Raw genomic sequence first — 16,353 nt, forward strand, 5'->3', positions numbered from 1 at the left:
CGCGAACGGGAGGCTGCATAAACCAGGAGTGCAAGGAGCCCCTGCACGCCGCTCCCCCGTTGCTTCAGCGGATGGTGGACGCGGGGCGGCTGGGGCGGAAGTCGGGGGGTCGGGGTTCAACTCGTACTAGGGGGCGCGGCCGTGCCGCCGAGTGGCGCTGCTCTAGTAGGAGTTCCCCCAGAGCAGCGCCCATGGCGGCGACGCCTTCGGGGGGCTCTGGAGGCGCCCGAAGGCCATCACCCGCGTTTCCTTGCCCAGTCAACGTGCGCTACACCGGAACGCGGCATGGGGAGCGCCATCAATCGCATGGAAGCCTCTCTCCGTGCCCAGAGGAGCTCCGCAAGGGGCATCGCGCCCTCCTCCAGCCCCACACCGAACGCGTGAGCGCGTCAACCGGTACTCCCGCAGGCTCCCTGCCATAACATGGCGCATCCGGTCCACCACGGTGCCGTCACCCGACCACCGTGATGTGTCCGTCCGCATCCCTCAGCCTGCCCCGGCGGTGCAGTTCGTCGATGTCGGAGTCCAGGAAGCTGCGAATGTCCCGGCCCATGCGACGCCAGCCAAAGAACTCGCCCGCGTGCCGGACCAATTCGTCCCGCGACATGCCTGGGCACTCCGCGGCAAGTTCGTACAACGCCAGCTGCCTCTCGGCCGAAGCGATGTGCGCGGTCTTGCGGGGGGTGTGGCCCTCCCCCGGAACTCGGGCGTCCAGCTCCTCCCGGCCTGCGACGTCCAGGAACTGTCCGTCGACGGTGATCTGCCCTGAACAGACGAGACCGCGCACCGCTTCCCTCACGTTGTCGCGGATCCTGTTGCCCGCCCGGGCGACGCCCCACGCCTCCCGGGCGCGCTGCACCAAGAGCTCCTCGTGAATGGGTCCCTCGATACCGATGACCCTGGCCAGAAGTTTGCTCAGCGCGGGCCGGGCCTCCTGGGTGTGCAGTTCGTACGGTGAGGACACGGTCATCTCGCACGTCTCGTACAGGGAGCTCCACGGCCGGTCGGGCTCGGTGTCGACAGGAACGCGCTCATGCTCCGCGGGCGCCGGGGCCGTCTGCAGCGTCCCGTTCCCCGGTCCCGGAGTACCGGGCCAGGCCGACGTACCAGAGAGCGGAGCGGCCGGCCTCGTGTCGGAGGTGTTCCCCGCCCCGTCCTCGGTGGCAACCGCCCTGTTCATCGCAGGATCCGCCAAGGCGGAATCCGACATCAGTCCCCGTTCGACCGCCAACGCGACCGCCTCACGCAGCCTCAGCTCGGCGGCAGTCCGGCCGCGATACCAATCGGTGCCCCAGATGCGGTGCAGCCGCCAGCCCAGACCGGCAAGCACCTCCTCCCGTAGACGGTCGCGGTCGCGAGCCGTTCTGGACGAGTGGTACATCGCACCGTCGCACTCAATACCGAGCGCGTAGGCACCAGGGAACTCCGGATGGCGCACGCCGATGTCGATGCGGTATCCCGCGACGCCGACCTGCGGCTGAACGCGGTAGCCCCATTCGCGCAGCACCTGCAGGACCGACTCCTCGAAGGGGCTGTCCGGCTCGGCGTCACCCTGCGTCACGTCCTGCGCGAGGACTGCGGGACCGTTCTCGGCGTACTCCAGATACCGCTTGAGGTGCTGAACGCTTTCATTCGCGCTGTCGGTCACGCTGCTGCCCCGGAAAGACGCAACGACCTCCATGCGGAAACGCGCCCGGGTGACGGCGACGTTGAGGCGCCGCCAGCCGCCCCCCTTGTTAATGGGACCGAAGTTCGTCCCGAGCTTGCCGTGCTCGTCGGGGCCGTATCCAATCGACATGATCACGACGTCCCGCTCGTCGCCCTGGACGGATTCAAGGTTCTTGACGAAGAACCCGTCTAGCCGGTCCTCGGTGAAGCAGTGGTCCAAGTCGGGGCGGAGCAGTCGGGCCTGCTGGACGGCTTGGTCGATGGCCGCTGCCTGCGCCTGGGAGAGGGCGACGACGCCTAGGGTGCGGTTGGGTCGCGTGTCGAAGTGATGGATGACCCGCTGGGCGACGGAATCCGCCTCCACACGGTTGTCGCGTCGGCCACCGCGGTCGTACACGCCCTGTGTGTGGAAGAACTCAACGCCGATGTCGTTGCCGTGGTCCAGTGCTCCTGGGAAGGTCACCATGGAGTTGCCGTAGAAGGACTTGTTACTGAACGTAATCAGGTCCTCGTGACGGCTGCGGTAGTGCCAGCGCAGGGACAGCTCGCGCAGGGCGCCCGCCTTGCAGGCGTGCAGCAGCGACTCGAAGCTGTCCGGAATATCCTCGTCATACTGGTCGGAGTCGTCGTCGACGGCCGAGTCGAAGAAGGATGTGGGCGGCAGCTGCTTCTCGTCGCCGGCCACGATCAGAGAGCCTGCCCGATATATGCAGTTGATGGCATCCGCTGGGCGGACCTGTGACGCCTCGTCGAAGATCACCACGTCGAAGTGGAAGCCCGCAGGCAGTAACTGGCTTACCGTCAGAGGACTCATCATGAAGCACGGCTTGATCAGTCGGACGACTTCACGGGTCCGGCCGAGCAGTTCCCGCACCGGCATGTGGCGTCGCTTCAGCTCCGCCTGCTTCTTGATCACCAAGGCCGCCCCGCCGCTGAACCGACGTGGTCGGCGCTTGTTGCACGCTTCGATCACGGCGCCGCTCGCGGCAGCGACCAGTCGGCGGTCTGCCTCCTGGAAGTCGGCCACCCGGGCGTCCAGGTCCGCGGAGCGGGTGGTGGCGAGCCGGGTATCCGTGGCCAGGAGGTCGTCGGCCCAGCACTTGAGCACCGACTGCTCGACGATCGCAGGCAACCGATCGGGCAGGAGGTCTCGTTCGACGGCACGCGGGACGATTGCATCGGCACCGTGACGCGCCAGGACGGCCAGTCCGGCGCGGTATGCCTGCCATTCCTCCGGGCCGCGCGGGTCGGCCCGGAGTTCGTCGACGGCCTGCTGGGCCTGATCGAAGGTACCGAACAGGGAGAAGGACAATTGAACCTGGCGGGAATTCTCGAAGAGGTCATTCAGCGCGGTCGAGGACTCCGACCAGCGAGCGGAACGACGCGTCGCCGTGTCGCACCAGCCGGCCAGCGCGCCGCGAATGCCACGGGCCAGCAGCCCCGGCAACGGGTCGGGCTCAGTGCCGTCTCCCAGGCAGGCAATAAGGAGGTCCCGCTGAGCCATCCCGCGGGTGAGTTCCGCGATGCGGTCCGCAGCGGCCAGCACCACGTCCAGGGCGGGCAGTTCGTTCTCGTCGCTGGAAACGTAGCCGCCCAGCGCCTTTTCGTGACATGCCACCAGCCGTGTGACCTCGGCCGCAGTGTTCTGCCAGGTCAGGGCGTCGTCGAGACGCTGAGGTAGCGTCTTGTTCCAGGCGCCGTCGCGCGTGAGTGCGGCCACCGCCGCGCGATCCTCCCGATACTGGCCGGACAGACGCGCGAACACACCCCGGTGCTGTTCAGTGAACCTCTCGACCAGGGCGGGCAACTCTTCGGCCTCCAGCACCTGCTCACCAAAAACGTCTCCCGCTGCCGCGCGGGCGGCCGCACGGGCGGCGAGCGCGTCCCGCAGCTCCAGAGCAGCTCGATGTGCCTCGCGTAGCCCTTCCTCATCAAACCATCGCGCAGGCGGCCGCTTCGCCGCGGAGGCCAGATCGGCGAGTTCCAGTAGGCCGAATGCAGCTTGGGCGGTTTCCGGCTTGGGCAGTCCGAACAACTCGGCCAGCTGGGCGAGGCTTCCGGAGACGTCGTCCGACAGTTCGCCGCCAACCGTGTCGGCCGTGGCTGGGTCCCGCTCGGGCAGGCCCGCTTTCAGAGTCCGCACGGTCTGCCGTACGTCGTGCACGGTACGCGGTTCGGGAGTCGTGACCGCAAATGGGCGACGCTCGGCAGCCGTGCGCAGGTCCGCGAGCGCATCGGCGGCCTCGGCGAGGACCGTGGTGGGGGCGGCGGCCCCCTTCAACCCGCGCCAGACGAACGCCTCGCCCTCCGCTGCCGGGCGCCAGGACCGGCTGACGGCGCCGGCGGCTTCCATGAGCGCCTGCAGCTCCCCGGCGCCGAGCCGCCGGACCGTGTCGGTGCTCCGTGCGCCGAGGGTGAGCTGCGGAGTATCGGCCCGCTCCAGGAGAGCCAGGCGGCCCAGGACGTCGTGGAGGGAACGGCCGAGCGGTTCACGGGTCTGGTTCATGGCCGCCGCGTAGGCGGACAGTTCCTCGCGCAGCCTACGGGCCCGGTCGAGTTCGTGCTCGGCCGCGCCGGTGATCCGCACCTCGGTGGTCAGCACCCGTTCGAGCTCCGTCGCCACGGCCTTCTTGCTGGTGTCGCCGCTATGCAGGGCCATCACGAAGTCCCCGAGCCCGACACCTCTCAGCCGGTTGCGGACCACGTCGAGCGCCGCGGCCTTCTCGCTGACGAAGAGGACGGAACGGCCGGCGTGCATGAGTGCTGCGATCATGTTGGTGATCGTCTGGCTCTTGCCCGTACCGGGCGGACCGCTCATCACGAAGGAACGGCCGTCCAGCGCGGCCGCGATGCACTGCCGCTGCGAGGAGTCCGCGTCCAGCACGAGTGGGGTCCGCTCAGGCAGCTGGATCTCATCGATGCGGTCGAGCTCGGTAGGCTCGAAGCCGATCAGGTCGTCGGGCAACCCCGCGTCGGGTCCGAGGCCGACAGCCCGGACCAGCGGATGAGCGAGGATGCGCTCCTGGTTCTGCTGGAGGTCCTGGTACATCGCCTCCTTGTACGAGGCGAAGAGGCCGATTACCACGCGCTCGTCAACCGACCAGCCGTCCTGTCCTCGCGCGACTTCCCGGGCGGCGGCAAGAACCCCACCTGGATCGGCCACGTCACAATCGGCGACCGAGCTCCAGTCGACGCCCATCCGGTGCAGCTTGACCGCGAGCGCGGGGTTGAGAATCCGATCCTGGTCCTCCGCCAGGTGCAAACGCGTCTGCCGTCGGCCGTCCCGGCGAAGCTCCACGGGCACGAGCACCAGCGGAGCAGAACTGGTCTCCTCAGCGCCCTCCTCCCGCCAGTCCAGCATGCCGACGCCAAGCCAGAGCACCCACAGGCCGTAGTCGTTGTACATCTGGCCGGACTTCTGTCGCAGTTGATAGAGCGACGCGCCCAGCCCCGCCTGCGTGTTCTTTTGTGTCACCAGGCCGGAGATGCGTTCGCGGCCGCCGGCCGTGGAGGTGGTGTCGCACGCATTCCCGCCGCCCGGAGCCACCGGCTCTCCGACCGCGCTGCCTTCGACGGGTTCATCGTCCTTGACTGGAGCGAAAGACCAACCGCGAGCAAGGCCAGCCAACACCTCAGAGGGGTCAGGAGCCGTGATCTCCAGCGTGGCGGTCCTCGTATGACGAAAGTTCAGCAGGCGGTTGCGGCCGCCAAGGTCGACCAGGGAACTGTGCCAACTGTCCAGAACGGCCTTCAACCGGTCGAGCGCGGGGTCACTGGCCCCTGCAGCGCCACCGCTGCCGCGCTGCGCGGCTCCGGTCGTTCGCGGACTGGGCATACAGACGTACCTCCGAAGGGAATGCGCAGGAGGCAACAGCCCTCGCCCCCAGTGCGGTAATTATTCTCTGCTGACACCCCGACACACCAGTCCCAGCGCAGCGCTCCCCCTACGGCGAAGTACCTGGAAGCGCGTGACCCGAGGCTGCTGGCGAGCTGGCAGCGTCCGATATCACGGATGCTCGGGGCTCAGACAAACCCGTACGACCTGGAGTGCCTCCACAACATCGCCGCCTACCAGCACATGACTGGCACTCAGGTCGAGCACGCCATCGCCGACCTCGCCCGCCGCGACCCCTCGGTCCGCGCCGCCACCGTCTCCGGCGGCGCCAATGAACGCGCCCACGACGTCCTGCTCCGCCTTGACCGACGGACGCCGCATCGACGTCCAGGGCAAGCGCTACGCGCCATCGAACCGCGTCCGAGAACTCGTCATCTACTCCGTGAACGGCACCGACCGCGCCTACCACCGCTGTGAACAGGCCCCCATCATCACCAGCTCCTTCACCCCAGCCGCCCAACGCGCCAACGCCGAACTCGACCGCCCTCTGCGCCTCATCGACAGCCGCGCCCTCGGCCGCTGTGTCTCCGGAGGCCGCCCACCCCGGGGTACCTGACCACAAGCTCCAGCTGCGCCAACCGCTCGTGCCGCCTCGGCCTGGATCAAGGTCTCCGTCAAGGTTTGATTCCTGATCACCGAGGCCGCCAAGGCCACCGTCTCCGGCAGTGCATCACCGCCGATGACGTACTGCCGGACAAGCAGAAAGACGTGTGCTGCTCCTTCGGGTTCCACTCAGCGCTCCACCGCAGCAATCGATGCGAACGCGAGCGGACCGCCCATCGCCGATCGGCGGGAGTACCGGCACGGACCGCACCTGTAGAGCCTGCCGGACGCGCTCTCGATCGATACCACAGGGCGGAGCGCTGTTTTTCCCATTCCGGCTCCGCCCGTCCCCTCAGGAGAACAAGGTGAGCTGTTCGTCTTCTGGTGCTTGCGCGAGGCCGGGCTCCTCGGCGCATTCCGGGTCCAGGCCTGCTGGCTCGGTGTCCGCGCTGGCCGCGATCACACCCAGCGCCGCCACTACTCGCTGGCCGTTGGCGCTGCCCTCCACCTCGGCAGTGGCCGGCTCCTGCAGGGAGCCTTCCTCGGCCTCGGCCTCTCTCTCGGCGACCGTCGGCAGTACGTAGTGCTGGGCGAGGCTCGCCAGGTGCAGGGGCAGCGGCAGCGAGAGGGCGTCCAGGTAATCGGGGGCTTGGCGAAGCTGGTGCACCGCGAGGGCGAGGGCTTCGGGCGAGTCGCCGGCGTCTGGGTGGCAGCCCAGGACCGCGATTTCCACCAGCCCTGGGTTCCAGGCAGGGATGTGCGTGTCGATGGTGGGTTTGCCCTTGTTGGGGCCCTGACGCAGAGGGCGAGGAGCGATCTTGTCGGCCTCAACCGCGGAGTCCCGGAAGGTGCCTGCCTTGGGAGTGGTGCTGTAGAAGATCCGTCCTGACGACCAAGCCGCGTCTTCGTCTTCCACCCACAGTCCCTGGGGCAGGCCGTTAACCTCGCCGGGAGCGGCGTTGCCCCACCACTGGGGGGTCTCCCGACCCGCTGCGGTACGTACGCGTATCAACCGAAGATCGGGGTCGAGTCCAACCGGCTGCGCGTGCCCGGTCTTGATCAGGTCTCGTTCGGTTCGGCCGTCCTGGAGCCAGGGCCAGTGCAGCCGGCTGTTCTGAGAATGGGTCAGCAGTGCGGTGGGCCGGCCTCGGAGAGAGCGGACCATCTTCTGGAGGTAGCGGGCGGTGGCTCTGCGCTGCTCGTCCATGTTCTGTTGCCAGAAGCGGTACTTCGAGCGCTGCCGGGGTACGACAGTGGCGGCTTCGGCGTCCATGGCCGTCCCGCTCTCGGTTTCCGTGGGTTCGCTCACCTCCGGAATTTCGGCTGTCTTGACCAGTCCGAGCAGGAAGCGGGGGTAGGGGATCCAGCGTCCCGTCCGCTCGTCCCAGCCGGTGACCGCCGCCAGGCCGCTGCCCGGTGCGAGCGGCGTGACCATGACGGCCACCGGGGTGTGGCGGGGAAGCCGTGTGGGGCCGTCCTTGCGTCGCTTGACCATGTACGTGGCGACGTAGCGCAGGCCCTCGGGAATCGCCTCGCCGAGCGTGTGCTCGGGCAGGACACGGACGCCGTACTGGCGCAGGGCGTCCTCCCATCCCGAACGGACCCGGTGCGAGAGGTTCTTCTCGGTGTTGTGCCCCTTGGCCTTCTTGGGGACGAGCGCGAATTGCGTGAGCACGCCCGCGTCCGCGCAGCCCAGCCGGAGCGCGTACTTGGGGTCGTCCAGACGGTGGGCGAAGTCCTGTTGGCGGTCGATCTCCACGAGTGCGAAGCCGGGGTGGAGCGGGTCGGCTCCGTCGTCGGTGAGGAATGCCTCGGCCGCCTTCCGGCGGGTGTTGATGCCGGCTTCCAGGGCTTTGCCCCTTGGCCGCGCTTTGGGGTCGATGCCCAGGGTGTCGGTGATTCCGCCGGTGGTGCGCAGGCAGTGTAGGCGGAGGGTGAGTTCCGGGGACTTCCATTCGAGGATGACCGGGCTTCCGGGCGTGGCCAGCTCGTACACCTCCTCGGCGGTGACTGGCTCTGGACGGCCTCCGTCGCCGTCCAGCCCGAGGACATCGGCGAGGGCCTCGACGGCCGCATCCCGGAACGTAGGGCTTTGCCATAGCAGTCGCGCTTCGACGAGGCACGCGTCTCCGCTTCCCTCGACTGCCTCGGCGGGGTCCTGTCCCTCGTTGATCCTGGCTGCCACCGCGAGTGCGGTTCGGCGGGCGAGGGCTTCGCGTTCCGCTTCGGCGGCCTTCTCCGCTGCCTTGGGCTTGGGCCGGGCGTTGGCGGGGGCGCTGCTGCCGACGCTCGCTCGGCTGAGGGAGGGGACCCGGCGCATCTGCTCGGGCAGCGCCTGTTCGGCCCACTCGACGATCTGTGAACGTTGGTGCGACATGAGGCCGGCTCCGATGCCATGAGCGCCCATGTGTGTGCTGTGGACGACCGAGGCACGGGTGCCGTCCCCGTCGCCGATCCACGCCTCGGGTTCGGTGAGCAGGCTGACCGGGTCGGGGAAGGGGCAATTGAGCGTCAGCCTGCCGAGGATCTGGGCGGGTCCGTTGTTCTTCCAGGCGTAGCCCTGAGTGCCGCGGTCCCAGGTCAGACGCGCCACCGCGTACCGGTCGCTGGTGGGCGTTCCGGGCAGCCAGGGGATGCCGGGCAGCAGATAGACAGAGGTGTCGCGGCCGTACGGCAGCCGCAGCCGCTGCTTCTTCGCGTCGAGGCGAGTCGCCCAGCGGCGTACTCCGGTGTGCAGGTGGAGACGGGGCCGGGGGTCGAAGGGGACAGTGTGCAGTGAAATGTTGATCACGATGGAGAACCACCACTCACGCCCCTTGACCACGTGCGAGAGAGGCTGCGAGAGGAGCTCCGCTCCTTGCTGCCGCGGGCCTCGCGGCACGGCGCGGAAGTGCAGGCTGCCGGCGCTGTGTTCGTAGGGGCCGAGAGCGAGGATGCGCCGGGCCAGGGCATCGGTGGCGAGTTGGTACTGCCGGTCGCGCGGGGCCGCGGTTCCGCCGTCGGTCGTGGGGCAGCCGAGGAGGTCAACGGTGACGTCCTGCCACTGCGGCGGGCAGGCGCGCAGCTCCGTGTACGTGTCCAGGACTGCGCGGTGGTGCTCGGGTTCGGGGCGGAGGTCCTGGAGCCAGGCTCCATTGAGCCGGTCAAGGGTGTCAGCGGGAAGGGGGTGTGGGACGTCGTACGGGGCGTAGAGCCAGAAGTCCTCGGCCAGCTGGTGCGGGTCGCGGGGACGGCCTCGGACGATCAGATCGGGGGCGAGGGTCTGCAGGACTCCGTTGAAGCGGGCGACGGGCGCGGTGCGGTACGGCTCGGCCTTGGGGGCGCGGCCGAGGTTGCAGAGTTCCAGGACGCTCTCGTGCCACTGCTCAGGAGAGGGCAGCGCGCGGTAACGGGCGGTCCAGGGGGCAGCGTCGGGCTTGAGGAGGTAGGCGGCCCGGCTGGTGTCGCGGTATTTGGCGGCCATGGTCTTCATAGTCTCCTTGCTGTCTCTCAGCGGTCAGTTTCCGGTGCTCAGGCCGCACAGGGCGTCGTAGAGCGGGTGGTAGAGCGTGCGTACCAGGGCGGGGTCGGCGGGGTCGGGAAACGATTCGGGTGCGGTCCCGTCGTCGAAGTAGGGCGCGAGGACGTCACGAAGCTTGATGAGCAGACCGTCGTCGTTGCGCCGGCGTCCGCTCCGGGTCGCCGCCGCGGGCGGGGCCCCGGCTTCGGCGAGGGCGGGGGCGAAGGCCGCGTCGACGAACACCACACGCGCGGGCACTCCGCCTCGTACGAGACGGCCGATGACCTGCCAGATGGTGACGAGCTGGTCCCAGGCGAAGGACGTCTTCTCCGCGTCGCTGAGCCGGGAGTAGATGTAGCGCCGGGACAGCAGGCGGCGCCATTCCTTCCGGGCTGCGAGGCGGAAGCTGAGCCCGGCGGTGTCCAGGTCTGCCGCGTCGGCCACAAGCTTGCCGAAGGTTCCCGCTTCGGGGTCCGGCTGGTCGCGGACGAACCTGGTGACCCAGTCGTTGACGGCGAAGACGGCCAGCGAGAGGTCGTCGGGGCGCGGGTGGGGACGGGCGAGGAAGAGCACGGTCCCGAAGGCGGCCTTGTGGCTCTGGTTGAGGATGTTGTGACCGCGTTCGATCGCCATCAGGGGTGCGACCAGGACTTCAGCGTCCTCGTCCTTGGCGAAGGCAGCCAGGTCACCGCGGCGTACGGCGGAGGCGCCGGTGAAGTCGCCGGTGGCCGTGTCGCCGGGGCCGGTGTGGTCGAGCTCTGCCTTGTCGGAGGCCAGGACGCGGACCTTTCCGCGCCAGCGCGGCATGCGTTCAAGGAGGTCGGCGGCAGTCCTGGCGTCCTGGTAGCTGCCGACCAGGAGCAGTGCCCGTCGTCGTTCACCGTCCTCGATCCGCCGCAGTTCCCTGTCGAGGCGTGATGTGCTGCCCGGGGCCGACTTCCCGAGCTGGGTGACCATCTGGGCCAGGACCCGTTCACGGGTGTCGAGTTTGGCTCCGGAGAGGGTGAGCGGGGTTCCTTCGCCATCGTAGAGGAACAGCGTGGTGAAGCGGGTCCGCCGGATGGAGTCGACGGCGGCCTGGTGGGGTTTGAGGATCGCTTTGACGGGGGCCATGACGTGTGCACGGGTCGATGTCCCGGCCCAGCTGGTGCCGGACATGAGCAGCACGTGCGGTCCGGGCCGGCCCGCGGCGGAGTCGGCTCCCAGCGCGGGAAGGTTGAGCAGAAGCTCCCGGCCTACGCCGGCGCACCGGAAGAAGCGGAGGGTGCCGCTGCGCTGTTCGTCGCCGTCCGGGCCTCGCTCCGGGTCTTCGGGAAGGTACTGGAACCCGAGGACATTTCCCATCGGGGCTTCCGGCACTACCGGTGCGTAGTCCAGGGGCGGTCTGCGGGACAGTTCGTTATCGGCGGTGTCCAGGTGGAGGGCCGCCTCGGCCTGCGGCCACAGGAAGGTGACGCGTTCCAGGCGCTGATGCAGTGCGGCCAGCACCAGGGTGAACTCAAGGCGCCGTGCCTCCCGTTCCAGCCAGGGCTCAGTCCCCCATGTGTCCACGGGATCCCTGGCGGGTTTTCCCGGCTCGGGTGCCTCTTGGCGCAGTGAACCGTCCAATAGGGGCGACCCGGTGAGCAGGGTGTCGAGAACGGAGCGGACCCGTTGGCTGGTCGCAGTCTGGTCGAGGTTGTGCAGGAGATCTCCGGCCCTGCGGATCAGAGTGTCGGTGAGGTCGCTGTGCGGGCCGCGATCACCGAGCGGGTCGTCGCGGAAGGCGTCGAGGGCCTCGGTCACTGCATTGCGGCGGGTATCCCACGGCTCTGTACCCGGGGTGCGCGGCATGGATGCGGGACCGTCGGACTCGTCCTCGGAGTCGTACACCTCGGCGTCGGAGGAGATCCCGTCGGGGAGGGATCCGTCGGCACGCGGCCGGGGGTACCACTGGTTGACGAGCTTCTCTTGGAGCGTCCAGGCGCTGAAGTACTCGATGTCCGCCCACTTACGGAGGTCGTCGTCGGTGATCAGCCTGCGATAAAGGCGATTGGCAGCGATGTGGACGATGTCCAGGGAGGCTGACCAGCGTTCGACATCGCGCGCCGAGAGGGGCAGGCGGCCCTGCCGGGCCAGTTCATCGATCTTGTGGATGCCGAGTCGGTCGAGCCAGGATTCCGGACCACGCACGATCAGCGTCGCTGACGGGGCGAAGGCGGTGTCGAGCTGCATCTGTACGCGGTCTGCTTCGTCGACGATGACGATGTCGCTGCGTAGGCAGGCGAGTTCGAGGTGCCTGAGACGTTCGGCGTTGAGGTGGTTCGGGACGGCGCTCTGCAGCAGGCTGGCCGGGTTGGCCACCCAGATCAGGGCGTCGACCAGCTCTCGGTCGGTGGCGTGCCGGGGGCAGACGCTCCACACCGGACAGCCGTGGTCGGACCGGGAAGTCTCAGGCTCCACTCCCCTTGTGCTTTCCTCCGTGTGCCCTTCTGGCGCGTCGTGCCGGTACACGGGCATCTGGATGTCCCCGACGGCAGTCGGACCGGGCTTCTTGACCGGGCGTAGTTCCGTGCAGGGGGCGTCGAGATAGCGCAGGGGTTCGGTGGCTTCCAGTCCGCGCTGCGCGTCGAGGACGCACACCGTGCTCAGGTCGTCGAAGGCCGGATCGTCGTGCTGGAGCAGGGAGGCTTGGCCGCGTGCGGCGAGTCGGCGGTGCAGCCGGGATGCGTGCTGCTCGCGGGTGGTGCCGCCGATGACAGGAGCGGCCTTCAGTCCCAGGTCCCGGAAATGGCTGACCAGGGTGAGCTGTTCGGCGACATCGCCGACGACCAAGGTGGTGCGCAATCCCTTACGTGCACCCCAGACGGCGATGAGATTCATCAGGGTGCTCTTCCCCGCGCCCACCATGCCGACCAGGTGGAGCAGCTGGTCCAGGCGCAGCACCGTCGTCTTCTCGAAGCGCAGCCCATCGGCGGCCAGGACATCGAGTTGCAGGTCCTCCAGGCGTCGCACCCATTTCCCGGAGGGGAGGCCGCCAGCGGTCTCGGCTTCCTCCATCCAGTGTGCGGTTTCGGCGAGTTCGGCCAGGGGGATGTCCAGGGGCTCGCCCGCGGTTCCCGGGACCCGGCCAAGGTCGTGGCCGGTCGCCGGTGGGAAGCACAACTGCTCGGGGATGGTCACGGAGGCCGGCCGGTGCCGCTCGGTGAACCGGGCCTGGCCCGCTGGGGCAGGCTGCAGCACACGCTGATCGAAGTCCGGAAGTCGGGACAGCGCGCGCTCGAACCTGTCGAAGCGGTCCCCCGCGACGGTCGGCTCGACCCGGCGCGCCGGCCCTCCTCCCTCGGGCAGCCGGTATCCGCGGAGCCGTTCGGGCAGCTGGGCATACGTCTCCAGGCACTGGTGCCACATGCGGCGACGACGCAGCTTCCACATCAGGTGGCGTGCCACATCCAGCTGGGCGCTCTGTGCTGGTGTGGTCGCGATGCCCGCGGCCACGGCGAAGGGGTAGCCGCCCAGGAGGGTGTAGACACCATGGGCGTCGCGGGAGGGGTCGAGCTGCTCGATCAGGTAGAGGCCGAGTTCCACCTGGCAGAGCAGGGAAGGGTTTACGTCGTGGTGTTCCTGGGGCCAGACCGGTTCCAGGGCTTTGGCCAGTGGCTGGTACCACTCGCTGCTGTTACGCACGGGGGGATCCGTTCGTCGGTGCGGAGTCCGTCAAGTGGGGCCCGCTTGCCTCGCGGAGCCGGGCGGTGGCGAGTGCGACGAGTCGGTCGTCGGTGAGCAGGGGCAGGCCCTCGGCGGAGCCGGGGCGGTTGCGCCGGTACGTGCCGAGGTAGTCGCGGTGGGCTTCGGCCTGTTCGCGGGGGACCACCCAGCACGACTCGTCGTAGGGCGGCTCTGGGCGGACGGGTTTCGCGGACCGGCCGAGTAGGCCGGGATGCTTCCAGTCCTTGACGTCGATGGCCCAGACGTGTCCGTCGGGGAAGGTCACGCGCAAGTCGTAGGCGTCGAAGCCGGGCCAGAGTTGAACCTCAAGCCCTAGCGCGCTCAGCCGGGCCTCCAGTTCGACCTCGGCACGTCCCGGGCTGGTGACGAATTGCCTCAGTGGTCGCATCAGTTGCAGCAGTCCGGCCGCGTCGGCCCCGGCCAGGGTCCGTCCGTGCGGCGGCGCGCCCCGGCGCCGGCACCGGTCTCGCTCACACCACCATGCGCCGCCAGCGACCGGCGTGAGCAAGGTCAGGCAGCGACCGCAGGTGACGTAGGCTCCCTCGAATTCATAGGAGGCCGGGACCGCCGCGTAGCACTGGTCCAGGAGTTCTTGTACGGGGGCGAGGAACAGGTCGGTATCGGTCTCGAACCGTTCCACTCCGGTGAGCACCGGGCGTTCGACCAGGAGCCTGCGGAAGGCTACGTAGGACTCGGGCGATGACGCCTTGCGGCACAGGCGCATCGCCGTGTGGATGACCTCCCGGTCGAATTGCGCGGCGCCGGCGTCTTTGCCTCTGATCCACCACTCGTGGCACAGCTGGGTGGGGACCAGCGCCTCGGGGTCCAACAGGTAGTCGTCCGGTCCGAAGGCATCCGGCGGCAGGTCGAGGGGCCAGTCCTCCAAGGGGCGGCTGTGGCACCAGAAGAGCAGTTCCGGCAGGCTGCGGGGGATCTCCTCGACGCCCCTGAGGAGGCAGGCGAGGACGGTCCGGTCGAGAGCGCGCTGAGCTTCGGCCGGATAGGGCAGCCTGAAGGAGGAGAGCGACCCGAGGTCGGCGAGCTGGATCACCGCGCCGGCCAGCGTACGGACCAGGCGTACGTCGGGGAAGTCGAGCCAGTCGCCGCGCTGGGCAGCGTGGGCATCGGAGGCGGTGGTCATCGGTGCTCCTGCTCCGTCGTGGCGAGATGTTCGATGCCCGGCTGGCACCATTCGAGGGCTTCGCAGCTGCCGCAGTGCTGGCCTGGATCGGCCGGGTAGTCCTGGTCCCGGATCCAGGGCTGGGCGAGTTGCGCGATCACTTCTCTCGATTCGTCGACGGTCCCCGGGCGCGAGGGGTCCAGCTCCTCAAAGGTCACGTCGTCGGTGTGCAGGAGTTCGAGCTCCACCCTGGAGCGCGCCACGGCACCGCCCAGGACGCCAGCGGCCAGCATCAGTACGCCGAGCGCCAGCTGGGGGTAGTGCTTCAACAGCGACTCCCCTTCATAGAGGTACCTGCTCGCGGTCTTGGTCTCCCGCCAGATCCAGCCCCCACGACGGGTGTGGAGCAGATCGGGGGTGGCTATCAGGACGAGATCGAGTTCGGGGTCGTAGCAGACCGCCTGGTACTGGACACGCACCTCTTCCTCCGGGGCGAGACCGTCCAACGGGCAGTAGAAGGCGTGCTGTTCGAGCATGGCGGCGCCGTCGAGCGCTTCCTTACCGCTCAGGTGCAGGCCGCCCGCGCCCCAGGACGCAGGGTCCGCCGGGCCGGGGAGCTCCTCACAGCTCCGGTAGGGCGTGCTGCCGTGCCGCTGGTTCAGGACTTCGTCGACCACGCGGCCGCGTCGCACTTCCGGGCTCTCGGGATTCGAGGATCGCAGTTTGAGCTGCCGCGTCGCGTGGTGTTTCGCGGGGCAGTCCCGGTAGGCGCGCAGATCGGTGACCGAGACGCTGCGCCTGGGTCGCCGGCGCTCCGGCGGCGTGATCCTCAGCAGTTCCGGGCTGTGCGGGAGGGCCTCGCAGCCAGTCAGCGCCTTGCAGTCGACGCAGCCGGTTCCGGGGCGGGTCCCGGTGCCGTCGATGGCCTGGCGTAATGCGGGCCATCCCTCCGCCGTGAAATGCTGCCGCGCCTCCTGCCTGTTCCAGTCGAGCAGCTCGTTGTGCTTGCCGTCTCCGCAGCCGAATTCGATGACCCGGACTTGCTCGGGCAGGGCGGTGCGGTGCTGCGGGAGTTCGTCGAAGGGGATCGGAGTGTGCCGCTTCCGCCATCCCCTGCCCGCTGGCCGCCCTCTTGCCGCGACGTACGCGGCTGCGGCCTTTTCCCCTTCGGGGCGGTCTTCCTTGGCGGCACCGAAGGTGAGCAGCCACAGTTCCCTGGTGGATCCGTCGAGGGCCGCGTAGCGGCGTCCCCAGGCGGTCATCTCGTAGGTGTCCGCGCCCCGGGCGTCGACCGGCCCGGGATCCTTGCCGACCACCCACGTGTCACGAACCGGGACGGTGAGCGGGAGGCCGGCGGCCTGGCGGGCATGCTGGTCCGCCGCCCGGGCCGCCAGATATCGCCGGACCGCCTCGGCCGACCAGGACAGCAGCAGGGAGTGCGCTTCACGACGGCGGTAGAGCCCGAAAGTCCCCTCCGTGCGCCGGAGTTCTCCGATCACCCACTCCGGATCTTTGCGCTCGTGTTCAATGAGGTCGAGCGCGTCCATGAAGACCTTGAGCGTGAAGTCCTGGAATTTTTCGATGAGTTCCGGAGGTTCGGGATCGGCATTCAGCATCGGGCGGGCGTCGCTGCCGCGTTTCGTGGGGCAGTCCCGGGGGTCGAGCCGCGCCGCACCGAGGTTCGTGCGCACCAGCTTGATGTCCCCCCGTGTCCCGGCGGGGCGCGGCCAACTGCTCATCGTTCCTCCAAGCGGTATGGCAGGACAGCCCGTTGCGACACTGCAGAGGACGGCGCACCGGGTTGCGGGCGTCTCCAGCATGACACACAAGAGCTGTGAACTAAGTCCATGCACAAAGCTGCCGTCGATCGCTTTACACTTGACGCCTCCGCCACGCAACGGTCCGGCGGAACCGGAAACC

At 68.8% G+C, this 16,353-nt stretch carries 6 protein-coding genes; 1 reads left to right on the forward strand and 5 read right to left on the reverse strand.

Features of this window, described 5'->3' with window-relative positions; all coding sequences use genetic code 11:
- Positions 1-451 precede the first annotated feature (451 nt).
- On the reverse strand, positions 452-5,503 hold the full coding sequence (locus tag WAB15_RS07965) for a DUF3320 domain-containing protein (RefSeq protein WP_407285809.1): 5,052 nt from the start codon (positions 5,501-5,503) through the stop codon (positions 452-454).
- A gap of 361 nt (positions 5,504-5,864) precedes the next feature.
- On the opposite strand from WAB15_RS07965, the gene WAB15_RS07970 reads away from it, so the two are divergent.
- Entirely contained in the window at positions 5,865-6,119 is a 255-nt protein-coding gene (locus tag WAB15_RS07970; RefSeq protein ID WP_407285810.1) for a restriction endonuclease, read from the forward strand.
- 339 nt (positions 6,120-6,458) lie between these two features.
- On the opposite strand, the gene WAB15_RS07975 is transcribed toward WAB15_RS07970, so the two are convergent.
- Genes WAB15_RS07975 through WAB15_RS07990 form a run of 4 tightly spaced genes read right to left on the reverse strand, consistent with a single transcriptional unit; the run spans position 6,459 to position 16,172 of the window.
- On the reverse strand, positions 6,459-9,569 hold the full coding sequence (locus WAB15_RS07975; protein WP_407285811.1) for a pPIWI_RE module domain-containing protein: 3,111 nt from the start codon (positions 9,567-9,569) through the stop codon (positions 6,459-6,461).
- 33 nt (positions 9,570-9,602) lie between these two features.
- Positions 9,603-13,271, reverse strand: a complete 3,669-nt coding sequence (locus WAB15_RS07980; RefSeq protein ID WP_407285812.1) for a hypothetical protein — start codon at positions 13,269-13,271, stop codon at positions 9,603-9,605.
- A complete protein-coding gene (locus WAB15_RS07985; RefSeq protein WP_407285813.1) occupies positions 13,264-14,454 on the reverse strand; it encodes a hypothetical protein in 1,191 nt (396 codons plus the stop codon). Before WAB15_RS07985 ends, WAB15_RS07980 begins: the two co-directional genes overlap by 8 nt.
- Positions 14,451-16,172 (reverse strand): PD-(D/E)XK nuclease family protein, encoded by a 1,722-nt coding sequence (locus WAB15_RS07990; RefSeq protein ID WP_407285814.1) that lies wholly within the window; start codon positions 16,170-16,172, stop codon positions 14,451-14,453. Before WAB15_RS07990 ends, WAB15_RS07985 begins: the two co-directional genes overlap by 4 nt.
- Positions 16,173-16,353: the final 181 nt, after the last annotated feature.

Origin of the sequence: Streptomyces sirii (assembly GCF_045690365.1) — a bacterium.
GTDB lineage: Bacteria > Actinomycetota > Actinomycetes > Streptomycetales > Streptomycetaceae > Streptomyces > Streptomyces sirii.